The sequence below is a fragment of the Streptomyces sp. NPDC002825 genome (assembly GCF_040295385.1).
Taxonomy (GTDB): Bacteria; Actinomycetota; Actinomycetes; order Streptomycetales; family Streptomycetaceae; genus Streptomyces.
Genome location: NZ_JBEOVH010000007.1, coordinates 90,672 through 111,570 on the forward strand (window position 1 = coordinate 90,672; position 20,899 = coordinate 111,570).

Below are 20,899 nucleotides of genomic sequence, written 5' to 3' on the forward strand. Positions count from 1 at the left end.
GCCTTGTCCAATCCATTGTCCAAGGGGCGGGACGCGTCGCGGACGACGATCTTCCGGACCCTTCCGGACTCTACGGACGCGAAAGGGGCGGACACCGGTTTCGGTGCCCGCCCCCTCAGTGCTGCGGTGTTACGGGGTGACCGCGCCGATCAGGACGCTGCCGGTGCCCGCGACGGTGCCGCGGGCGTTGAGGAGCTGGACCTCGCCGAAGAACTGACGTCCCTCGGGGGCCGCGCCGGCGACCAGGACCTCGGCCGCCACCGGGGCGGCGGCGCCGTTGGCCAGGGTGACCGGCTTCGACTCGTCGACCTTCACGGTGCCGAGCGCGGACGAGTAGTACACGTCCTTGTAGTCGTACGTGGTGCCGCCGGCGGCCTGGACCGAGTAGCCGTCGATGACGACGGTGTACGTGCCCGCGGCCGGCTTGACCAGGGAGACGGACTCCTCCGAGTCGCCGTCCGCCGACTGGCCGACCGTCGCGCCGTTCAGCGTGACGGTGAGGTCGAGGTCGGCGGCCTTGTCGGAGGTGTTGCCGATGGCGATGTCGAGCCGCTCGACGCCCTCACCGATGGTGATGGTCTTCGTCTGCTGCTCGTGGTGCTGGATGGTCGGCGTCTCGCTCTTCTGCGAGCCGAGCGAGCCGCCCTTGAGGGTGCCCGTGATGCCCGCGAAGCGGTTGGTGACCTGCCACTGGACGGCGGCCGGGGTGCCGATCTTCGCCTCGGCGACCGTCTGGACGGCCGGGTCGAAGTCGGCGCCGAGGGCGGTGACGTTCAGGGTGTACGGGTTGTCCAGGTCCGGCGACGTGCGGCGGGACTCGACCTCGATCTCCCAGACGCCCGGCGTCGGGTTCGCGTAGGACCGCAGGTCCGGGCGGCACTGGTTGGCCGGGTTGTAGTGCGGGTAGCACTGCGTCGAGGCGGTGTCCTCGATGGCGACGCCGTACGGGTGGATCGAGATGAACCGGGTCTGGCTCTTCTCCTTCAGACCGCTCAGCGCGACCTCCAGCGTCTTGGCGCCCTGGGGCACGGTGACGAAGTAGGACTTGTTGCTGTTGCGCTGCACCGAGCCGGTGGCGGAGAAGTTGTAGCCCGGGGCGACCAGGTCGTTCGAGACGACCGAGGTGGCCATGATCTGCTTGTCGACGCCCTCGGTGAACAGGTCGTCGGCCTGCAGGATGACGCTGTGCGCGCCCGCGGTGGTCGGGCGGGCCTGGAGCTTGACGGTGACCGGCTTGTTCAGCGGCAGCGCGACGAAGTCCTCGCCGAGGATGCGGAACGTGCCGTCGTTGTACTTCAGGCTCAGCTCGTGCCAGACCGGCCGGTCCGGGCCGTTCGTGCGCGTGATGGTGACGTCGTAGACGCGCTTCTGGCCGACCTTGAGGCCGCCCTCGCGGTCGTACACGCCGGTGCCGGTGTGCGGGGCCGGGAAGATCGCGGTGTCGACCGGGGCCTCGACCTTGTAGTCGTGGGCGGTGGCGCCGAACAGGATCGAGTCCCAGGCGTCCTCGATGTCGATGAGGCCCGAGCCCTGCTCGTGGGCCGCGACACCGGGGATGCGCTTCGCGGTCGAGGTGAGCGCGGTGCGCAGGGTGAGCGGGGAGAGCTTGATGCCCCTCTGCTTCGCGGCCGAGATCAGCAGCGCGCTCGCGCCCGCCGCCTGCGGCGAGGACATCGAGGTGCCGTTGAGCATGCCGTAGCCGGCGGGCAGCGTGTAGCCGGCCTCGGCGACGCCGGCGCCCGGCTGCCACGTCGGGATGGTGTTCACGGCCGAGCCGGGGGCGGTGATGGTCGGGGTGAAGCCGCCGTCCTCACGCGGGCCGCGCGAGGAGAAGTTGAACATGGCGTACTTCTTCTCGACGGCCGAGCCGTAGTTGGCGGCCCAGGTCGACTGGGAGATGGCCGCGCCGACCGAGAGGACCTTGTCGGCCAGGCCGGGGTCGCCGATCGTGTTGATGCCGGGGCCCTCGTTGCCGGCCGAGATGACCAGCTGGACGCCGTAGGTGTCGATGAGCCGCGTGTAGAGGCGCGAGCGGACGTTGTCGCCGTCGTTCTGCTGCGGCAGGCCGCCGATCGACATGTTGACGATGTCGACGCCGCGGTTGACGACGAGGTCGGTCATGCCCTCGGTGAGGGCGGTGTTGGTGCAGCCGCCGGACCAGGTGCACGCGCGCGAGGAGACGATCTTCGCGCCGGGGGCGGCGCCGTTCATCTTCCCGCCGAAGAGGCTGTTCGCGGCGGTGATGCCGGCGACGTGGGTGCCGTGCGAGGACTCGACGAGACCGATGTTGACGAAGTCGGCCTTCTTGCCGATGTAGTCGTCGCCCCAGGCGTCGAGCGCGACGTCCTTGCGGATCTCGACGACGAACGGGGTGCGCTCGGCGACCTCGGTGGCGGGGTTGTCGGTACCGAAGTAGCCGATCTGGTACCCGTCCTTGTACGGCTTCATCGGCGCGTTGTCCGTGAAGTCGTTGTTCTGGTCGGTGTCCACGCGGACGGTTCCGGCGGCCGGGTCGTACAGCATGCCGAAGATGTCGGTGGTGTCGCCGTCCCGGTTGATGTCGCCCTTGGGGTCGCCGCCGGCGGTGAAGCGCTCCTGGAAGCGGCTGAACTGGTACGAGCCCTCCGGGGCCTTCCAGCTCTGCGAGGAGGCGGTGAAGACCGGGCCGGCGACCGGGGTGATCTGGGCGCGCCAGGTGTTGTCGCCCTCGGTGATCGGGTCGGTGGCGGTGACCCAGTCGACGATCTTGCGCTCGCCGGTGCTGGTCTTCTGCAGGGCCGGGTGGCCGAGGTCGACGCCCGAGTCCAGGATGCCGATGGTCACGCCGCGGCCGTCGGCCTTCGGGTGCTCCTTGACGAAGTCGACCGCGCCCGTCTCGTACGAGGGGTTGTACGGGTTCTTCGCCGGGGTGTCCTTGCCCGGGGCCGGGTAGGTCGTCGTGACGGTGGTGCCGTCGACGGCACCCGTCGCGGTGTCCGCGGCCGGCGTCGGGTCGTCCAGCGCGATCTCCGCCTGGAGGTCGACGGACTGGACGGAGGAGAGGTTCGTGGCGGCCTTGATGGCGGCGGCGGCCTTGGCGGTCGGCAGGGTCGCGCGGACGTAGCCGAGGGCGTCCTGCTGCTTGCCGACGGAGGCGCCGGCGACGGCGTCCAGCTGCGCGGCGACCTGCTCGGTGGCGCCGGGGGCGGTGGCGACGAGGACGGTGACGTTCTTCTCGCCGCTCGCCTGGGCCTCGGTGAGCCGCTGGGCGTCGATGGCGCCGAGCTTGTCGGCCGGGTCCGAGGACTTGACCGGGGGAGTGGTCGCCGGGGCCTCGGTGGCGAGCACGGGCGCCGCACCGGCCGCGACGAGGGCCGCGACGAGTCCGGTGGCGGCCGCGATGCGGGCCGCGCGTCTGGGCCCGTGCGTCGAGCTTCCGGGTATGGAGCTCCGAGTTTCGGGGGTGGTCATTTACATCCCTGTTTGTGAAAGGAGGGTGTCCGGATTCTGATGCCGGATGACCGCTCAGCCTTTCGCAAGAGACAGGGGTTTGTGGAGAGTTGCCCGGGGCCGGATTGCCGCCGCGGCACAAACCCGCCAGCGCGGCGGACGCGCCACGCGGGACGAACGCGAGTGAACCGGGGCGAGTTGCCGCTCGGTGCGGCTCAACTCTCCTTGGTGCGCGCGTAGTGGCGGGAGGCCTTGGCGCGGTTGCCGCAGACCGCCATCGAGCACCAGCGGCGGGTGCCGTTCCGTGAGGTGTCGAAGAAGTGCAGGATGCAGGCGTCGTGGGCGCAGGCCCGGATCCGGTCGGGCGCGGTGCGCAGCAGGTCGAGGTAGTCGCGGGCGGCGGTCCAGCCGGGCCCCCAGGCGGGATCGGCGAACTCGGCCTCCTCGCCGGGGCCCTCGGTGGTCAGCGTGGCGCGGATGCGGCCGTGCCCGAGGACGGCGTCCACGCGCGCGGTGGCGTCGGGGTCGCCGGGGCGGTCGACGAGCGCGGCGAGCGCGTCCCGGGCGGCGAGGGTGTGCCGCAGGGTGGTCGCGTCGGCGGTGAAGCGCCGCTCCAGACCGTTGGCGGCGAGCCAGACCCCGAGCCCGTCGACGTCCGTGAGCAGGTCCTGGCGGACGCCTTCGTCGTTCCAGCGGGTGTTCAGCAGGTCCAGGGAGACGGGCTCGCCGGTGAGCGGCCGGGGGTCGGTGGCGGTCATGGGCGGGCACCCTCCTCGATGGACTAACCCCTCAAGAGTACGTGACCGGTTGACTCTGGCTTCCACTAACCCCTAAAGTCGAAGTAGAAGGTTAGTCCGAGGGGCTGTCCTGTCCTCCGAAGGGAACTGTCATGTCTGCGATCGGCACGCTCGCCACCCACCACGTCGGCCTCAACGTCACCGACCTGACGCGCTCGCTCGCCTTCTACGGCGACGTCCTCGGCTTCGAGGTCCTCGGCGAGGGCGCGGAGAAGGACAGCCGCTACGCCTTCCTCGGCCAGGACGGCCGCCTGGTCCTCACGCTCTGGCAGCAGGCCGAGGGCGCCTACGACTCCGGCCGGCCGGGCCTGCACCACCTGGCCTTCGAGGCGGAGTCCATCGAACACGTCCGCGCCGCGGAGGCCGCGCTCACGGCGCGCGGCGCCTCCTTCGCGTACGAGGGCGTCGTCGCCCACCGCGAGGGCGCGGCCTCGGGCGGCATCTTCTTCCACGACCCGGACGGCACCCGCCTGGAAATCTCGGTCCCGAAGGGCGCGGAAGAGTCCCCGGCCCCCTCGGACTCGGCCCCGACCTGCGGCTTCTTCTAGCCGCACCCCGGTTGTGGGCAATCGTTCCGCAGGGACGGGCGGGCACAACCACGAACGCGCCGGCCGCGCCGAGGCCCCGCACACGCACCCACCGACCCCGCACTCACGGAGGCCCCCGTGAACACCGCCTACAGCCCCGGCTCCCTGGCCATCCAGGCACGCGAGGGCGTGCAAGACCTCGCCGCCCACGTGGGCCGCTCCATCACCAACGGCATCCGCCCCGTCGCCGCCGCCTTCCTGGAAGCCCAGCCCATGCTGATGCTCGGCACCGCGGACGCCGAGGCCCGCGTCTGGGCGACCCTGCTCACCGGCGCACCCGGCTTCGTCCGGGCCACCGGACCCCACACGATCTCGGTGGCCGCGCCCCTCCCCGCCGGCACGCCCGACGACGCCAAGGTCGGCACCCTCGCCCTCGACCCCCGCACCCGCCGCCGGATGCGCCTCAACGGCACGGCGAGGACCAGTGGCCGCGGCTTCACGGTCGAGGCCGACCAGGTCTTCTCGAACTGCCCGAAGTACCTCCAGAAGCGCGAGTGGTACGGCTCCGAGCCCACCGGGCCGGAGGTCGCGGCCGCACGGCACGGGGAGGTGCTCACCCCCGACCAGGTGCGCCTGGTCCGCGCGGCCGACACCTTCTTCGTCGCCACGGCCGCCCCCGACGGCCTCGACACCAGCCACCGGGGCGGCAACCCCGGCTTCGTCCGGGTCGACACGCCCGGGGAACTGAGCTGGCGCGACTACCCGGGCAACTCGATGTTCCTGACGCTCGGCAACCTGGAGGAGGACGGCCGGGCGGGGCTGCTCTTCCTCGACTGGGAGACGGGCCTGACCCTCCAGCTCAGCGGCCTCGCGCACACCGAGTACGGCCCCGAGGGCCGCGTCACCCGCTTCCGCGTGGACCGCACGACCGAAACGCCGTCGGGCAGCCCCCTGCGCTGGTCGCCCCCGGAGTACTCCCCGGCCAACCCTCCCCTCTGGAGCCCTCGTTGACGACCACCGCGACCACCACCGCCACCGCGCCCACCGCCCCTGCCCGCCCCGCCGCGCCTCCCCGTCCGCGCCCCCGGATCGTGCTGGCCTCCACCGCGGCGAGCGTCACCGCCCTCCTGCTCCTGGTCGCGGTCGGCACCGTCCTCCACCAGCCCCTCCTCATCCCGCCCCTCGCCGCCAGCATGGCGCTCGTGGCCGGCGCCCCCGACCTGCCGCTCTCCCAGCCGCGCTCGGTCGTCGGCGGCCAGCTGCTCTCCGCCCTCACCGGCTTCGCGGTCCTGGCCCTGGCGGGACCGGGCCCGTGGGGCGCCGCCGTGGCGGGCGGACTCGCCCTCGGCGTGATGATGCTCGCCCGTACCCCGCACTCGCCCGCCGCGGCGACGGCCGTCATCGTCGCCCTCCAGGCCCCGCCCTTCTGGTCGTTTCTCGGCCTTCTCGCCCTCGCCTCCCTCCTCCTGGTCGCCGTCGGGCTCGGGGCGGCCCGTGCCATGGGGCGGACGTACCCCGCGTACTGGCTCTAACCTCGGCTCATGAAGCAGCAGTTGAGGGTGGCGGCCTACGCCGTGTGTGTCCGTGACGACGAGATACTCCTCGCCCGCTGGGTCGCGAAGGACGGTGCCAAGCGCTGGACGCTGCCGGGCGGAGGCATGGACCACGGCGAGGACCCCGTCCACACCGTGGTCCGTGAGGTCGAGGAGGAGACCGGGTACCTCACAGAACCCACCGCCCTCCTCGGAGTCGACTCCATCCGCCGTGCCTGGCGGCACAAGATCGGAGGGCACGGCGACTGGCACGGCCTGAGGATCATCTACGAGGCCCAGGTCACCGGCGGTGTCCTGCGCAACGAGACCGACGGGTCCACGGACCTGGCCGCCTGGCATCCGCTCGACGCCGTAGCCTCCCTCGCGCGCGTCGAACTCGTCGACATCGGCCTCGACCTGTGGAGGGAGCGGCCCCCGGTGGGCCGCTCCCGCCTCACCGGCCGGGCGAACCTCTAGAAGCGGCTGAAAAGGGCTCAACCTCAAGATCGCTCTCAACCCGTCCCCGGAACACGCAGTCACCTCCCCCGACCGCAGTTCGACGATCAGGGGAGCCCCGCATGTCAGCCGCACGCACCACCCGTACCGTCCTCGCCGCCGCCCTCGTGGCAGGCATCGCCGCCACCACCCTTGCCGCGCCGGCGCTCGCGGCTCCCGCGAAGCCGGACCACGCCGCCACCCGGCAGGCCCTCGACGCGGCCGTCGCCGACGGGGTCCCCGGCGCCGTGGCCCAGGCCCGCGACGGGCACGACCGCTGGACCGGGACCGCGGGGGAGCGGAAGGGCAACGACCGCTACCGCGTCGGCTCCATCACCAAGACCTTCACCGCCACCGTCCTCCTCCAGCTCCAGGCGGAGGGCCGCATCGATCTCGACGACCCGGTCGAGAAGTGGCTCCCCGGCGTCGTCCGGGGCAACGGCCACGACGGCAGCAGGATCACCGTCCGCCAGCTGCTCAACCACACCAGCGGCATCTACAGCTACACCGAGGACCCCGCCTTCCAGGAGAGGGTCTTCGGTCCCGGCTTCCTGGAGCACCGCTACGACACGTGGACCCCGCGGCAGCTCGTCGACGTCGCCATGGCCCACAAGCCCGACTTCGAGCCGGGCGCCTCCTGGAACTACTCCAACACCAACTTCGTCCTCGCCGGCATGGTGATCGAGAAGGTCACCGGCCGTCCGTACGGCAAGGCCGTCGAGAACCGGATCATCAAGCCGCTCAAGCTGCGCGCCACCACCGTCCCCGGGACCCGCTCGGTCATGCCGGAGCCCAGCAGCCCGGCGTACTCCAAGCTCTCCCGGGACGAGAACGCCCCCGTCCACGAGGTCTCCGACCTCAACCCGAGCATCGCGGGCGCGGCGGGCGAGATCATCTCCGACTCCCGCGACCTGCAGACCTTCTACTCGGCCCTGCTCAAGGGCCGCCTCCTCACGAAGGAGGGTCTGAACGAGATGACGACCACGGTGCAGATCTCCCCCGAGTACCCGAACCTGACCTACGGCCTCGGGCTCATGAAGCAGAAGCTGAGCTGCGGAGAGGAGGTCTGGGGCCACGGCGGCGGCATCCACGGCTCCACCTCGCTGGCCCAGGTGACCCGCGACGGCGAGCACTCCCTCGCCGGCAACTTCAACGCCGACTGGACCGGCGACACCGACAAGGTCGTCGAGGCCGAGTTCTGCGGCACCGTCCCGAAGAAGTAGCGCTCACCGCGGCAGGACGACGACGTACGCGGCGGGCTGCCGGTCCGGCGCGGCCATCAGGGCCGTACGGACCACGGTGGCCTGCTGGTCCATCGCCTCGCGCAGCTTGCGCGGCGTGAGGTGGACGACCGTGATGCCGAGCCGCTCCAGGTGCTCCCGCTTGCGGGTGTACTCGGTCCACAGCTCGTCGTCGTCCTGCCGGGGCGCCCGGGTGTCCAGCTCCACGGCGACCGCCTGGTCCGGCCAGTAGGCGTCCACCCCGCCCAGGTGCGGACCGCCCGGCAGCCGCAGGTCCACGTTCCACAGCGGGTCCGGCAGCGCGAACTCCCGCACCATCTCGTACAGCCGCTGCTCGGACAGTGCGCGCCCCTCGACGAGCAGCGCGTCCACGGCGTCCACCACGTGCGGCCGGGACAGCAGCCGGGCACGGCTCAACTCCCTGACCACGACGCTCGGTTCGCAGTGCCCGCCGCGCACGGCCTCGGTGAGCAGCCGGCGTACCGTCTCCGCGTCCGTGAGGCCCGCGACCGCGTCGGCGACGGCACGGGCGACGGGGGCGACGGGCAGGCCCGTGAGCTCCACCGGCTCCGGGGACTCGGGGGCGCGCACGACCCGCACCCAGCCGGTCGAGCGCAGCCGCCGGGTGCGCGGCACGAGCACGTCGATCCGGTCCAGGGCGGTGAGCGGGGGAGCGGCGGAGAAGCGGTGCAGGGTCAGCGCGGCGAGCCCGGTGATCATCGCGTCCGGGCCCTGCGCGGGGACGGCCCCGGTCCTGCGGGCGTAGAGGAGGGCGGCGCGCAGCCGGTCCTCGCTGGTGGGCGGCCCGGGCTGGAGCAGGAAGACACCGGGGAGGAGCTGCTGCCAGCCGCCGGGCCGGCACTGCGCGGCGACCTCGGCGGCGGGGATGCCCTGCGCCCTCAACTGGTCGGCGGACGCGAGGCGTTGTGCCCGACCGGTGCGGGAGGAGAGGGGGAGGGGGCGGGGGGTGATGGGGGTGTTGTGGTTCATGCCGGGGGTCTTCCGCTCCCGAAGGCTCCCCTAACCCCTGTTACACGCTCGTCGACATTTAGGGACAACCTCGCCCTAAAGTACGCACGTTCGAGTGCCGATGGGGGCGGCGCCAGGGGTGCGGCACCTGCGACGGACACCGCACCCCCAGGCGTCACCGCCTATGCCGTACGGCCATCGCACTCCTGCGCCCGCAGCGCCCGCGCCAGGTCGTCCCGCGCCTCGAGCACCAGGCGACGCAGCGCCGGTGCGGCGCCGGCGTGCTCCGAGAGCCAGGCGTCCGTCGCGGCCAGCGTCTCCGGGCGGTCCTGGAGCCCGGGGAACAGGCCCCGGACCACGTCGATGCCGATCTGGATCGACCGCTCGCCCCACAGCCGCTCGATCGCCGCGAAGTACTTCTCCGCGTACGGCGCGATCAGCTCGCGCTGCGAGGGCTGCACGAAGCCCGCGATGGTCGCCTCGACCAGGGCGTTCGACAGGGTGTCGGACTCGACGACCTGCGCCCACGCCTGCGCCTTGACCGCCTCCGAGGGCCGCGAGGCGAGCAGCCGGGTCTGGTGACGCTTGCCCGTCGCCGTGTCGTCCAGGGCCAGTTCCTCGCCGATCCGGGCCTCGTCCGCGCGGCCGTGCGAGGCCAGCGGGGAGAGCAGCGCCCAGCGCAGCTCCTGGTCGACGTCGAGGCCGTCGATCTTCGCCGTGCCGTCGAGCAGCCCCTCCAGGAGCTGGAAGTCGGCCTCGGCGGAGGCGGTCGCCGCGAAGAACCGCGCCCAGGTCAGCTGGTGCTCGCTGCCCGGCTCGGCCGCCCGCAGCTCGCGCAGGCCGCCCGAGGCGAGCAGCCGCCCGCCCTCCTCGCGCCACCCGGGCGCCGCGTAGAGGGTGACGGCCGACTTCGTCCAGCCGTGCACCATCTGCAGGACGCCGATGTCGGTCTCGCGGCCCGCGAAGGCGAGCGCGACGGCGACGAAGTCCCGGGCGGGCATGAGTCCGTCGCGGGTCAGGTTCCACAGCGCCGACCAGCACAGGGCGCGGGCCAGCGGGTCGGTGATGTCGCCGAGGTGCGCCCGCAGGGTCTCGAGCGAGCCCTCGTCGAAGCGGATCTTGCAGTAGGTGAGGTCGTCGTCGTTGACGAGGACCAGGTCGGGCCTCTCCTCGCCGGCGAGCTCGGCGACGACGCTCCGGGCGCCGGTGATGTCGGCCTCGGCCCGCGCGTACCGCACGAGCTCCCCGCCGGAGAGCCGGTAGAGACCGACGGCGGCGCGGTGGGGACGGAGCTCGTCGCCCTCCTGGAGGACGGCGAGCTCGGTGATCCGGCCCTCCGCGTCGTAGGTGACGGCCGGGGTCAGGCTGTTGACGCCGGAGGTCTGGAGCCAGGACTTCGCCCAGGCCTTCATGTCACGGCCGGAGGTCTCCTCCAGGATCGCGAGGAGGTCGGCCAGGCGCGTGTTCCCGTAGGCGTGGCGCTTGAAGTAGCGGCGCGCGCCCTCCAGGAACGCGTCCCGCCCGGCGTACGCGACGAGCTGCTTGAGGACCGAGGCGCCCTTGGCGTAGGTGATGCCGTCGAAGTTGAGCTTGGCGTCCTCCAGGTCACGGATGTCGGCCGTGATCGGGTGCGTGGACGGCAGCTGGTCGGCGCGGTACGCCCAGGCCTTGCGGTTGTTGGCGAAGGTCACCCAGCTGTTGGTGAAGCGGGTGGCCTCGGCGTTCGCGAAGGAGCCCATGAAGTCCGCGAAGGACTCCTTCAGCCACAGGTCGTCCCACCACACCATGGTCACCAGGTCGCCGAACCACATGTGCGCCATCTCGTGCAGGATGACGTTGGCCCGGCTCTCGTACGCGGCCTGGGTGACCTTGCCCCGGTAGATGTACTCCTCGCGGAAGGTCACCATGCCCGGGTTCTCCATCGCGCCGAGGTTGTACTCGGGGACGAAGGCCTGGTCGTACTTCCCGAAGGGGTACGGGTAGTCGAAGTTGTCGTGGAAGAAGTCGAAGCCCTGCTTGGTGATCAGGAAGACGTCGTCGGCGTCGAAGTGCTTCGCGAGCGACTTCCGGCACATCGCGCCGAGCGGGATCTCCAGCTCGCCGCGAGTGTAGCTGTCGGTCACGTAGTGGTACGGGCCGGCCACGACGCACGTGATGTACGTGGAGATCGGCGCCGTCTCCGCGAACCGCCAGACGCCCTCGGCGTCCTTGTCGCCCGCGCCGTTCGACCAGACCGTCCAGCCCTCCGGCGCGGTCACGGAGAAGCGGTACGGGGCCTTGAGGTCGGGCTGCTCGAAGTTGGCGTAGACCCGGCGGGCGTCGGCCGGCTCGTACTGCGTGTAGAGGTAGACCTCGCCGTCCTCCGGGTCGACGAAGCGGTGCATGCCCTCGCCGGTCCGGCTGTAGGCGCACTGGGCGTCCACGACGAGCGTGTTCTCGTCGGCCAGGTCGTCGAGCGTGATCCGCGCGCCGTCGAAGACCACCGCCGGGTCGAGCGAGCGGCCGTTGAGCGTGACCTCGTTCACCGAGGGGGCGATCAGGTCGACGAACGTGCTCGTGCCCTCACCGGTGCGGCGGAACCGGATCGTGGTCCGCGAGCGGAAGGTCCGCACCGGCTCGTCGGACTCGCCGACCGCCGACCGCAGGTCGAGCACGACCTCGTACCCGTCGACGGACAGCAGCGCGGCCCGCTCGTGGGCCTCGTCGCGGGACAGATTCTCACCGGGCACGGTCACTCCTTCGTGGCGCGTTCGAAACAGCACCGATCCTCCCACGAGAGGCCGGACCACGGACTTTCCCCCTCCAGCCGGAGTCCACCGGCGTTCCAGCCGGGGCGGCGAACCTCTTGTGACATGGCGATAGACGCGCAGGATTTCCGGAGGTTCTTCGGCTCGTTCCCGACCGCGGTCTCGGTCGTGACCACGGTGGACGGCCACGGTGCGCCGAGGGGCTTCACGTGCAGCGCCGTCACCGAGGTCTCCATGGAGCCGCCTCTGCTGCTGATCTGCGTGGGAAAGGGCTCGCAGACGCTCCCGGCGCTCCACTCGCACGGCGCCTTCGTGGTCCATGTCCTCGCGGAGGGCGGCGAGGAGCTGGCGACGACCTTCGCGAGCCGGTCGCGGGAGAAGTTCGCGGGCCGGGAGTGGCGGCCGTCCACGGCCGCGGCGGGCGCCCCCGTGCTGGCGGAAGGGGTGCTCGGGCACGCGGAGTGCACGGTGACCCGGGCGGTGGACGCGGGCGATCACTGGATCTTCCTCGGCCGGGTCGAGGCGGCGGAGCTGCGGCAGAACCGGGCACTGCTCTACCACCGCGGGTCGTTCGGCTTCTGGGAGCCCGCCGCCGAGTACGCCCGCTCGGCCGGCTGACGGCCCCCGTCGACGGCGAGAAGGCGGCCCTTCCGGGCCGCCTTCTCGCCTTTCCCGCCCGGCACCGTCAGGCGTGGCAGACGGGAAGCCCGCCGTGGAACTCGATCATCTCGGCGAACAGCGGACCGATGTCCATCGCCGCACCCGGCGCGGCCCCCTTCTCCTCCGCGTAGGCGCGGTGCAGGTTGGGGACGAGCCGCTCGCTGTCGAGGAGCTCCGCGTACGGCCCCAGGTCGGTCGACCTGGCCACGTCGAGCGGGGACACGCCGGCGGCGACGCCCTCCCGCGCGAGCCGCTGGAGCCGGCGCAGGTACCCCATGGTGAAGTCGAGGACCTCCGGCCCGCTCACCGGACCGTGTCCCGGGACCACGGTGTGCGCGCCGAGAGCGCGCAGCCGCTCCAGCACGTCCAGCGACCCGGCGACGGACCCCATGGGACAGAAGGGAGTGACTCCCGCCATGACCACGTCCCCGGTGAACAGCACACCGCGCTCGGGGACCCACACCACGACGTCGTTGCTGGTGTGAGCCGGGCCGAGGTGGAGCAGCTCGGCCCGCAGGCCGCCGACGTGGAGGGTGAGCGACCGGTCGAAGGTGAGCTGCGGCAGGGCCAGCTCCACATCGCCCCAGCACACGTCGGGCCACAGGCCGGTCAGGTGGAGACCGGTCTCCTGCATCTCGGAGCGGGTCCGCTCGTGGCCGATGACCACGGCCTCGGGGAAGAGGTAGTTGCCGAAGGTGTGGTCGCCGTGGAAGTGGGTGTTGACGAGCGTGCGCGGGGCCGTACCGCCGCCGGCGCCGAGGACCGCGTCGCGCAGCAGGCGGGTGCGGCTTTCGGTCGCGGCCGTGTCGACGAGGGCCGCGTCGCCGGAGTCGAGCAGCAGACCGGCGTTGTTCAGGCACCACCCGCCGTCCGGCTGGATGTAGGCGTGGACGCCGTCGGCGACCTCCTCGAGTCGAGCCAGCCTGGCCTGCGGTTCCGCTGTCATGGGCCCCTCCCGGATCGGTGCGCCCCCGGGGCGGGGGCTGCCCGGATTGTGGCGCCCGTTCCTCGAGCGGCGGTGGAACTCGCTGCATGCAAATGGACGCGGACGGGATTCATCAGGCCAGTAGCATCGTTGAAGACACGGCCGAGCAAGGGTCTTCACACGGGGGATGGGGGGCGGGCGATTTGATACGTGTCTTGATAGCCGAGGACATGCACATGGTCCGAGGGGCGCTGGTGGCACTGCTCCAACTGGAGTCGGACATCGTCGTGGTGGCCGAGGTGGAACGGGGCGACACCATCGTCGAGACTGCGGTCGAGCTGAAGCCGGACGTCGCGCTCATCGACATCGACCTTCCGGGCCTCGACGGCCTCAGCGCCGCGGCCCAGTTGAAGGAGCGGCTTCCGGAGTGCAGGACGTTGATCCTGACCAGCCTGCACCGGCCGGGAGTGCTCCGCAGGGCGCTGTCGGTGCAGGTCGCGGGCTATCTGCTGAAGGACGCGCCGCCCGCGGAGCTGGCCGCGGCGATCCGTACCGTGGCGGCCAACGGCCGGGTGATCGACCGCCAGCTGGCGCTGGACGTCTGGCAGTACGAGGAGAATCCGCTCACCGCCAGGGAGGCGGAGGTGTTGCGGCTGGCCGCCACCGGGGCCGGGCCCAAGGAGATCGCGACCCAGTTTCATCTGTCGGTCGGCACCATTCGCAACTATTTGACGTCCGCCGTCGCGAAGATCAATGCACGGAACCGGCATGACGCGATTCGGATCGCGTCGGAGTCGGGCTGGATTTGAGGGGTTCGAGGAGCGGTTGGATCGGACATCGGGCGTCCAGGCTGAACCAGCCCTCGGAATTCCGGCCCCAGTTCAGGGACCCGTTGATCCGGCTGAGCCGGAGGGTGAGGCTCTCCAGGCCGGCACCGTCCCGTGCCGCGGTTCCTCCCGCGGCCGCCGGGGGAGCTCCGTCGTTGTCCAGCCTGAGCCGGACCCAGCCGTTCTCCTCGGTGAGCGAGATCCGGCTGCGGCGCGCCTCGCTGTGCCGCAGCAGATTGGTCACGCCCTCCCGCAGCACGGTGGCGAGCACCGTCTCCGTGCGGGTGCTGAGCGGGCCGGAAGCCAGGTGGACGTAGGTGCTGATGCCGGCGGCTCTGAGGACGCGCTCGGCCGAGACCAGTTCGTCGGAGAGGGAGAGCTCCCGGTAGCCGTCGGCCACCGCCCGGACGTCCGCGAGGGCCTGCCGGGAGATGACCAGCACATCACGCAGCTCCTCCCGGGCCCGGTCGTCGTGCGTGCCGACGAGCCGGCTGATCAGCTCGCTCTTGAGGGTGATGGAGGAGAGGCTGTAGCCCAGCAGGTCGTGCAGGTCGCGGGCGAACCGCAGCCGCTCCCGGGCCACGGCGAACTCGGCCAGCGCGTGCCGCTGCGCGTAGGACTCGCCGAGGAGTTCGGTGAGCCGCGTGACGCTGTAGACGAACAGGCCGGTCATCATCGTCGCCAGCGCCAGGTAGGTGACGTCGAGGCCGGACAGGCCCATCCACGCGGCGATGCCCCCCATCGCGGCGACGGCGACGGCGAAGAGGGCCAGCGACAGCGGGGCGGGCGCCAGGAGCAGACAGGAGCCGGCCGTGAAACCGGCCATGCCGCCCCAGGCGATCCCGCAGACGAGGACCGGGACGACGGTGCACACCGCCTGGAGGCCCAGGGTCCACATGCCGTAGCGCGAGCGGAACCGTTTCGTCCGGGGCAGGGTGTGCGTCAGTTGTAAGACGAAAACGGCGAGAAAGGCGGCCGAGGAGCCGGTGAGCTCGGCGCGGTCCGGCTGCTTGGCGAGGAGGTTGAGGAACCCCATCACTCCGAACCCGCACTGGACCAGGGCGATCAGCGCGGTCGCGACCAGCGGGGAGAAACGTTCTGGCGCGCGCGCTCGATCGTCGGGCCAGAACAGATCTGTCGGCTTCTCGTCGGTCATTTTTCCCCCTCGTTACCACGTTGCTACGGGCGGACCGTCGACAGACACACGATCAGGAGGGGGCGAACACGCCCCCACTGTTGTCGCTGTCGGCGGGCCCCCGTCCGCCCGGCAGTGCGTCGAGCAGACCCGTGCCACCGATGTATCCGATGATCTCATGAGCCAGTCCCCAGGGGAGGGGAAGCTGGGCGAGCACCTGGTCGACGCTGACCGGATGCGTGAGGGCCATCGCTGTCCAGACGGCCTCTGCGCGATGCAGGACCAGCAGGAACGGCCCGTCCGGCGTGCGCAGTTTCAGCCCCTTGCCGCGGGTGCAGTTCTCCCAGGTGACCCCCGGGACCAGGGCGATCGGCGTTCCGGTCCTCACCTCGTACGGACGGAACACCGCGTCGGTGGAGACGGGCACGACCGAGAGGAACGGACCGTACTGGTCGTCGGTGCCCAGCGAGCGCACCAGAAGGTGCCGCAGCCGGTGGAGCGCGGGCCACAGCGCGGGGTGGTTCGCGTCAGGTCCGAGAAAGCCGGGCGGGACGTCGAAGACGTTCTCCAGGGAGATCGGTCCGAACGTCATCCGGTCCAGGGCGGTGCGGAGCAGCGGCTCGGGCCGCTGCAGCCGCACCTGCCCGTACAGGCTGTGGACGATCAGATCCTGCCCCGGGGCGCCCGATTCGATCGCGACGTCGTCGCGCAGCGACCACAGGGCGAAGGTGCTGGGCATGCCCTCGACGGTCGGCGAGGACTCTGAGGCGTCGGGCATGGAGCGTGCGGTTCCGGTCACCTGCGGTTCTCGTCAGACGAAGAGGGGGACGGGATTGAGACCGGCGTACGGCGTCGGCTCGGCCAGCCGCCCCAGTTCCACCGGTACGTCGTACAGCCGGCCCGGTCCGAACCGCGCCCAGAAGTGGCGCAGGCCGGGGACGATCACCTTGACCACGGGAAGTCCGATGTCCGGCCGGGTCTGGTCGAGCACCAGCAGCTCCATGCCCCGCTCCCGGACCAGCGCCTCGGCGGCCCGCAGGTCGTCGAGGAGATCGGGGCGCGGACGGTACGCGAACCCGGCGGGGGTACGCGGCGCCGTACCCGGAGCGGGGAGCAGGTACGGCTGGTCGGCCGTGGTCGCCCGCAGCCACCAGTCGAGCGGCTCGGGGTCCCGGACGGCGTAGCCGCCACCGTCGGGGCGGGCGCCGGCCACCGCCGGCAGGTGCTGGCTCATCTCGGCGAGCGCCCGGCGCAGCGCCGCCCGCGGATCGAAGTGGGCCCCGAAGCCGAACACGATGTCCTCGGCGTCCTTGTCGGTGCGCCGGGAGACCGCGGCGAAGACGGGGATGCCGAAGTCCGAGGTGAGGTCCAGCGCCCACAGCTCGCGGTTCAGGCCCGCGTAGACCCGGCGCAGCCCGGCCGTCCAGGAGTCCTCGAAGGCATCGAGGTCGACCCCCGGCTGCCGCGTGCGGTTGTACCACCACAGGGCGACCGCGTCCCGCTCCACCAGCTCCAGGAATCCCTGGACGATCGCGTCCTCGACACTGCTGCCCGCGGCACTCCCGTTGGAGTCGGCCCGCGCGAAGCGGCTCCCGGCCACCGGATCGGCGCCCCGGCCGAAGTACAGCATGGCCGTCGGCAGCAGGCGGTGCCGCTGATGGGTGAGCGACCACACCGGGGTCCAGTCGACCGGGGCGTCCGGGTCGAACTCCTCGCTCACCTGCTGGAAGAGCGAGCCCCGGGCGTTCCAGGACGCGCGGTCGCGGAACTGACGAGGGTGGAAGAGCTGGCAGTCGTTCGGGTGCACGGCGCTGTCGCCGAGCGCGCGGAAGGTGTCCCGGATCCGCGGTTCGTCGCCGTGCAGACTGCCCGAGTACCGCTCCAGGGCCTCGCACAGGGCGCTGACCCTGGCGTCCAGCTCGGTGGCTCCCTTGCCGCCGCTGAGACTCCTCAGGCCGGCCCGCAGCCCGTCCAGCGTGGCCTCGCCGCCGACGGCCAGGTTGCGGCCGGAGGTGAAGGCGTGGAGCGGTTCGGGGGCCCGCGGATCGCGCCGCAGCTCCTGGACCACACCGGTCAGCGGGTCGACGAGGGAGCCGTACCGCTCGATCATCTGCCGGGACGTCAGGGCGCGGTCGTTGACGCCCGAGCCCGTCGCCTTCAGACGTGAGACCGGCACGACGGGGCGCCCGACCCGCTCGGCCACCAGACCAGGGTCCCCGCAGGCGGGGCACTGGGGCCGTCGCCGCACCGGGTGGTGCCGGCCGGAGAAGGAGAGGCTGTCGAGGGTGAACAGCGCGGACTGGTTCTCGTGGCGGTGCCCCGCGAGCCACTTCACGGCTTCGAGCGCTGCCAGCCGGAGCGCCGCGGAGCGAGCGGCGTCCAGTGCGACGGCGGGCCGGGCGACCGGACCGGACAGGCCGCGGGCCCGGCGCACGGGCAGCTCGGAGGTGCGGTGCGCGTCCAGCCGGTGGGCCAGGCAGTGCCAGCAGGCCGCGCCCGGCCGGAAGACCGGACCGATCCAGGCGGTGACGCCGCCGGGTCTGACCGGCAGCCAGGGGCGCCCCGCGGCACGCAGGGAGTCGGCGGCCGCACGCAGCCCGGGGGAGAGGTAGTCGGCGCAGAGGACGAGGGTGAGGTCGGCGGACGCGGGGTCCTCGACCACGTCGAGTCCCGCCTCGCGGCAGGCCAGGGCGGCCGGTCCGGCCGGGAGCCCGTCGACCGCCAGCACGTGCACGCGGCCGGCTCCGAGACGCGCCCGAGCCGCCGGGCCGTCGAGGCCCGCGGCCTCCCAGTACGCCGTCTCCGCGTGGGCGGCCGGGTCGGCCGGCGGCGGGTCCGCGCGCCGGGCCAGGAGCCCGGCGGTGTCCAGCGCGCCCAGCAGCCCGTCGAGGCCGTCGGCCACGGCGGACGGGACCGCGCGGCCGATCTCCGCGCGGTCCCGTGTGCCGTCGAGCAGGGGGGCGACCGCTTCGATGCCCTGCCCCCGCAGCGCCGTCACTCCTTCTTCCGAGAAGAGGTAGGCGGCGTCGCCCGCCACGACCTCCACTCGCAGGTGGCCCTTGAATCCGATGCGGTCGTCCGCCCCGGGTCCGTCGGGCCCCGGGCCGAGCGGGGCCGGAGTCGCGCCGGTCCCCCCGGCCGTGGTCGTCACCGCTCGGCCGGGTTCTCCGCCGGGGCGCAGTTGTACGTGAGGGTGAACAGGGCGACGCCGTCCGAAGGCGCGTCGAGGTTCTCGATGAGCAGCGCGGACTGGGCGACGGCCGCGGTCCGGGCGTCGAGCTGGACGGTGGCGTTGGCTTCCATCGGTATCCGGTTCCTCGCATCGTGGGAGACGGTCGTTCGAACGAGGGAATCCTGCCGGGGCCTCATAGGTCCGGACCAGTGAGGCCGTCATGAATCGGCCGTGAGTTTCTCATGCAGGACTTCGTGAACGGCTCACTGGGGCTCGTCTCTTGACGCGTGTGATGCTCGGTGCGCAGAGCCTCATGCCGGGTCGATACGGGGGTCCGGCCTGCGTACGTCATAGGAGGATTCCGAGTGGACATCCAACTGCTGGGGCCGATCTCGATCCGAGTGAACGGCGAGTCGATCGTTCCCAGTGCTGGAAAGCCGCGTCAGATTCTCGCGCTCCTCGCGATCCGTGCGGGTCACGTGGTGCCCGTACCGACCCTGATGGAGGAGGTGTGGGGGGAGCGCCCGCCGCGCAGCGCGGCGACCACACTGCAGACCTACATCCTCCAGCTGCGGCGGAGGATCGCCTCGGCGCAGCCGGACGACGGGGAACGTTCGGCGAAGTCCGTCCTGTCCACCAGCTTCGGCGGCTACCGGCTCGACGTCCCCGCCGACACCAGTGACTGGAGCGAGTTCGGACGCCTCGCCGCCCGGGGGACGACCGCCCTCGACGCCGGCGACCCGCTCGCCGCGACGGCCGCGTTCGGCCGGGCGCTCGCGCTGTGGCGCGGTCCGGCGCTGGTCGACGTGCCGAAGGGGCACGTGCTCGCCGCGGAGGTCCTCGGACACGAGGAGGCCCACATGCGGGTCATGGAACAGCGCATCGAGGCCGAGCTCAGGCTGGGGCGGCACGCGGCGCTCGTGGCGGAACTGCGGGTGCTCTACGCCAAGAACCCCCTGCACGAGACCCTCGCCGGCTACCTGATGGTGGCCTGCTACCGCTCGGGCAGCACCTGGCGGGCCCTCGAGGTCTTCCAGCAGCTGCGCAAGACCCTCATCGAGGAGCTCGGCGTCGAGCCCTCGCCGCGCCTCCAGCGGCTGCACCAGGCGGTCCTGGCCTGCGACCCCGAGCTCGACCTGGCCGGCGATCCGTGGCGGGTCCCGATGTCCCAGGCCGGCTGAGGCACCCCGCCGGGGGGCCGGGTGCTCACCCGGCGCCCCCGGCCGTCCGGCACAAGGCCGTGCTCAGCACATGGCCGCCCGCCGGCCGGGCGGTGGTGAACTCCCAGGCGGGGTCCCGTGGCGCGGCGCCGCCGGCCTCCCGCCGCGGGACCCCGCCCGGGGCCATGGCGAACCCCGCCGTCGAGAACGGCAGCCGCATCCCGAGCCCCAGCGCCTTGCCGTAGGCCTCCTTCAAGGTCCACAGGGTCACGAGCCGCTCGTTGCGCCGCTCGCCCGGCAGCTCCGCCAGCGCCGCCCGCTCCGCGGAGGTGCACATCCGCCGCTCCAGGCCGGTCCCCTCGATGACGCGGGCCGCGCGCTCGGCGTCCGCGCCCACCGGGCCGACGCGGCTGAGCGCCACCGCGAGGAGTCCCCGGGTGTGCGTCAAACTGACGGACAGCCCCGGCACTCCGCACAGCAGCGGCCTGCCCCCGGGCTCCCGCCCCAGTTCGAGGGCGCGCGGCGGGACACCGAGGACGGCACCCGCGGCATGCTTGAGCAGGGCGCGCGAGGCAAGGTGACGGCGGCGCGCCACGGGGTGGCGGATGGCTCGGTACCGCTCCGCCTCGCGGGGCGAGAGGAGTCCGCCGGCCGCCGCGTCGGGCGTCTCCCAGCCCCCCTCGCCGCCGTGCACCAGGACCGCTCCGGCCAGCTCCAGAGCCTCCCGCACGGGACTCCAGGAGACGTCGGGGCGGTCCGTCCGCACCTCCGGGATCACCGGCGGGTCACCAGTCGAGGTGGTCGTACGTGATGACGCGCGAGCGCATCAGGATCCGGTCCCCGTCGATCTCCAGGACGTCGTTGACCTGGCAGCTCGGCCAGATCTCGGGCTGCGGCGTGCCCGGCTTGGTCCGCACCACCAGGCAGTACGCCGTGGAGCGGACGGAGCCGTCGGCCTGCGGGTCGAGCACGAGCTGGTTGAACCAGTGCCGGCGCTGTACCGGGTCGTCCCTGAACCGCTCGTGGAAACGCAGGAGTTCGGCCACGATCCCGGCGCGGGTCCGGGCCTCCGGGGTTCCGGGCGTGTGCTGGAAGGTGCCGTCCTCGGTGAACGTCGCCGCGTACTCCTCGAACCGGCCGTTGTCGAGTGCCTGCATCTGGCGTGCGTAGAACGCCTGCACGGCCACGTAGAGGCCGGTCTGCGACGGTGCGTACGTCTCGGTCATCGCGCTCCTCCGGAAGCTTCGAACGTGGACACCACGGTGCCCCCACCGGCTCGAACA

Annotated in this window: 19 protein-coding genes; 8 read left to right on the forward strand and 11 right to left on the reverse strand. The window is 72.2% G+C overall.

Translation table 11 applies throughout. The annotated features are described in order from the left end of the window. Nucleotides 1-129: 129 nt before the first annotated feature. Together ABT041_RS11960 and ABT041_RS11965 are read right to left on the reverse strand one after the other, a co-directional pair. Nucleotides 130-3,450 carry a S8 family serine peptidase gene (locus ABT041_RS11960; RefSeq protein WP_351182885.1) on the reverse strand — a complete coding sequence of 1,107 codons (3,321 nt, stop codon included), beginning with the start codon at nucleotides 3,448-3,450 and terminating at the stop codon, nucleotides 130-132. 194 nt (nucleotides 3,451-3,644) lie between these two features. Continuing rightward, nucleotides 3,645-4,187 (reverse strand): CGNR zinc finger domain-containing protein, encoded by a 543-nt coding sequence (locus tag ABT041_RS11965; RefSeq protein WP_351182887.1) that lies wholly within the window; start codon nucleotides 4,185-4,187, stop codon nucleotides 3,645-3,647. A gap of 131 nt (nucleotides 4,188-4,318) precedes the next feature. Between ABT041_RS11965 and ABT041_RS11970 the strand changes: the two genes are divergently transcribed. The 5 genes from ABT041_RS11970 (at nucleotide 4,319) to ABT041_RS11990 (ending at nucleotide 8,003) form a co-directional block, all read left to right on the forward strand. Then, a complete protein-coding gene (locus ABT041_RS11970; RefSeq protein WP_351182888.1) occupies nucleotides 4,319-4,774 on the forward strand; it encodes a VOC family protein in 456 nt (151 codons plus the stop codon). Between the two features lie 117 nt (nucleotides 4,775-4,891). Next, nucleotides 4,892-5,764: a pyridoxamine 5'-phosphate oxidase family protein gene (locus ABT041_RS11975; protein ID WP_351182889.1), complete on the forward strand. Its 873-nt coding sequence runs from the start codon at nucleotides 4,892-4,894 to the stop codon at nucleotides 5,762-5,764. After that, a complete protein-coding gene (locus ABT041_RS11980) occupies nucleotides 5,761-6,285 on the forward strand; it encodes an HPP family protein (RefSeq protein ID WP_351182890.1) in 525 nt (174 codons plus the stop codon). Before ABT041_RS11975 ends, ABT041_RS11980 begins: the two co-directional genes overlap by 4 nt. A 9-nt stretch (nucleotides 6,286-6,294) precedes the next feature. Then, entirely contained in the window at nucleotides 6,295-6,762 is a 468-nt protein-coding gene (locus tag ABT041_RS11985) for an NUDIX hydrolase (RefSeq protein ID WP_351182892.1), read from the forward strand. Between the two features lie 101 nt (nucleotides 6,763-6,863). After that, the gene (locus ABT041_RS11990) at nucleotides 6,864-8,003 is read left to right on the forward strand and encodes a serine hydrolase domain-containing protein (RefSeq protein ID WP_351182894.1); all 1,140 of its coding nucleotides are present in this window, start codon (nucleotides 6,864-6,866) and stop codon (nucleotides 8,001-8,003) included. A 3-nt stretch (nucleotides 8,004-8,006) separates the two neighbouring features. Here ABT041_RS11990 and ABT041_RS11995 read toward each other — a convergent pair whose 3' ends face one another. Continuing rightward, nucleotides 8,007-9,011, reverse strand: coding sequence for a hypothetical protein (locus ABT041_RS11995; protein WP_351182896.1), 1,005 nt, complete (start codon nucleotides 9,009-9,011; stop codon nucleotides 8,007-8,009). A 161-nt stretch (nucleotides 9,012-9,172) separates the two neighbouring features. Beyond that, entirely contained in the window at nucleotides 9,173-11,719 is a 2,547-nt protein-coding gene (gene pepN, locus ABT041_RS12000) for an aminopeptidase N (protein WP_351182898.1), read from the reverse strand. Nucleotides 11,720-11,842: 123 nt separating this feature from the next. On the opposite strand from pepN, the gene ABT041_RS12005 reads away from it, so the two are divergent. After that, entirely contained in the window at nucleotides 11,843-12,355 is a 513-nt protein-coding gene (locus tag ABT041_RS12005; protein ID WP_351182900.1) for a flavin reductase family protein, read from the forward strand. Between the two features lie 67 nt (nucleotides 12,356-12,422). Here the strand turns inward: ABT041_RS12005 and ABT041_RS12010 are convergent, their stop codons facing one another. Continuing rightward, nucleotides 12,423-13,343 carry an MBL fold metallo-hydrolase gene (locus ABT041_RS12010; protein ID WP_351182902.1) on the reverse strand — a complete coding sequence of 307 codons (921 nt, stop codon included), beginning with the start codon at nucleotides 13,341-13,343 and terminating at the stop codon, nucleotides 12,423-12,425. Between the two features lie 182 nt (nucleotides 13,344-13,525). On the opposite strand from ABT041_RS12010, the gene ABT041_RS12015 reads away from it, so the two are divergent. After that, nucleotides 13,526-14,131, forward strand: coding sequence for a response regulator transcription factor (locus ABT041_RS12015; protein WP_351183268.1), 606 nt, complete (start codon nucleotides 13,526-13,528; stop codon nucleotides 14,129-14,131). Here ABT041_RS12015 and ABT041_RS12020 read toward each other — a convergent pair. From ABT041_RS12020 to ABT041_RS12035, 4 genes are read right to left on the reverse strand one after another with little or no spacing between them, the layout of a single operon-like run. Beyond that, nucleotides 14,073-15,305 (reverse strand): sensor histidine kinase, encoded by a 1,233-nt coding sequence (locus tag ABT041_RS12020; protein WP_351182904.1) that lies wholly within the window; start codon nucleotides 15,303-15,305, stop codon nucleotides 14,073-14,075. The two genes, ABT041_RS12015 and ABT041_RS12020, sit on opposite strands and share 59 nt — an antisense overlap. A gap of 52 nt (nucleotides 15,306-15,357) precedes the next feature. Beyond that, nucleotides 15,358-16,062 (reverse strand): hypothetical protein, encoded by a 705-nt coding sequence (locus ABT041_RS12025; protein ID WP_351182906.1) that lies wholly within the window; start codon nucleotides 16,060-16,062, stop codon nucleotides 15,358-15,360. Between the two features lie 33 nt (nucleotides 16,063-16,095). Further along, nucleotides 16,096-18,435: a TOMM precursor leader peptide-binding protein gene (locus ABT041_RS12030; RefSeq protein ID WP_502976451.1), complete on the reverse strand. Its 2,340-nt coding sequence runs from the start codon at nucleotides 18,433-18,435 to the stop codon at nucleotides 16,096-16,098. Beyond that, nucleotides 18,432-18,587 carry a hypothetical protein gene (locus tag ABT041_RS12035; RefSeq protein ID WP_351182908.1) on the reverse strand — a complete coding sequence of 52 codons (156 nt, stop codon included), beginning with the start codon at nucleotides 18,585-18,587 and terminating at the stop codon, nucleotides 18,432-18,434. Before ABT041_RS12035 ends, ABT041_RS12030 begins: the two co-directional genes overlap by 4 nt. A 234-nt stretch (nucleotides 18,588-18,821) precedes the next feature. Between ABT041_RS12035 and ABT041_RS12040 the strand changes: the two genes are divergently transcribed. Further along, nucleotides 18,822-19,637, forward strand: coding sequence for an AfsR/SARP family transcriptional regulator (locus tag ABT041_RS12040; protein WP_351182910.1), 816 nt, complete (start codon nucleotides 18,822-18,824; stop codon nucleotides 19,635-19,637). 25 nt (nucleotides 19,638-19,662) lie between these two features. Here ABT041_RS12040 and ABT041_RS12045 read toward each other — a convergent pair whose 3' ends face one another. Both ABT041_RS12045 and ABT041_RS12050 read right to left on the reverse strand, forming a co-directional pair. Continuing rightward, on the reverse strand, nucleotides 19,663-20,394 hold the full coding sequence (locus ABT041_RS12045) for a 4'-phosphopantetheinyl transferase family protein (RefSeq protein WP_351182912.1): 732 nt from the start codon (nucleotides 20,392-20,394) through the stop codon (nucleotides 19,663-19,665). A 7-nt stretch (nucleotides 20,395-20,401) separates the two neighbouring features. After that, a complete protein-coding gene (locus tag ABT041_RS12050) occupies nucleotides 20,402-20,842 on the reverse strand; it encodes a nuclear transport factor 2 family protein (RefSeq protein WP_351182914.1) in 441 nt (146 codons plus the stop codon). Nucleotides 20,843-20,899: the final 57 nt, after the last annotated feature.

Excerpts from the sequence above, each read along its gene's own strand:
- ABT041_RS11990 (WP_351182894.1), top strand. The coding sequence starts at position 6,864 with ATGTCAGCCGCACGCACCACCCGTACCGTCCTCGCCGCCGCCCTCGTG.
- ABT041_RS12020 (WP_351182904.1), bottom strand. The coding sequence starts at position 15,305 with ATGACCGACGAGAAGCCGACAGATCTGTTCTGGCCCGACGATCGAGCG.
- ABT041_RS12035 (WP_351182908.1), bottom strand. The coding sequence starts at position 18,587 with ATGGAAGCCAACGCCACCGTCCAGCTCGACGCCCGGACCGCGGCCGTC.
- ABT041_RS12025 (WP_351182906.1), bottom strand. The coding sequence starts at position 16,062 with ATGCCCGACGCCTCAGAGTCCTCGCCGACCGTCGAGGGCATGCCCAGC.
- ABT041_RS11970 (WP_351182888.1), top strand. The coding sequence starts at position 4,319 with ATGTCTGCGATCGGCACGCTCGCCACCCACCACGTCGGCCTCAACGTC.
- ABT041_RS12005 (WP_351182900.1), top strand. The coding sequence starts at position 11,843 with ATGGCGATAGACGCGCAGGATTTCCGGAGGTTCTTCGGCTCGTTCCCG.
- ABT041_RS12050 (WP_351182914.1), bottom strand. The coding sequence starts at position 20,842 with ATGACCGAGACGTACGCACCGTCGCAGACCGGCCTCTACGTGGCCGTG.
- ABT041_RS11985 (WP_351182892.1), top strand. The coding sequence starts at position 6,295 with ATGAAGCAGCAGTTGAGGGTGGCGGCCTACGCCGTGTGTGTCCGTGAC.
- ABT041_RS11965 (WP_351182887.1), bottom strand. The coding sequence starts at position 4,187 with ATGACCGCCACCGACCCCCGGCCGCTCACCGGCGAGCCCGTCTCCCTG.
- ABT041_RS11960 (WP_351182885.1), bottom strand. The coding sequence starts at position 3,450 with ATGACCACCCCCGAAACTCGGAGCTCCATACCCGGAAGCTCGACGCAC.
- ABT041_RS12010 (WP_351182902.1), bottom strand. The coding sequence starts at position 13,343 with ATGACAGCGGAACCGCAGGCCAGGCTGGCTCGACTCGAGGAGGTCGCC.
- ABT041_RS11995 (WP_351182896.1), bottom strand. The coding sequence starts at position 9,011 with ATGAACCACAACACCCCCATCACCCCCCGCCCCCTCCCCCTCTCCTCC.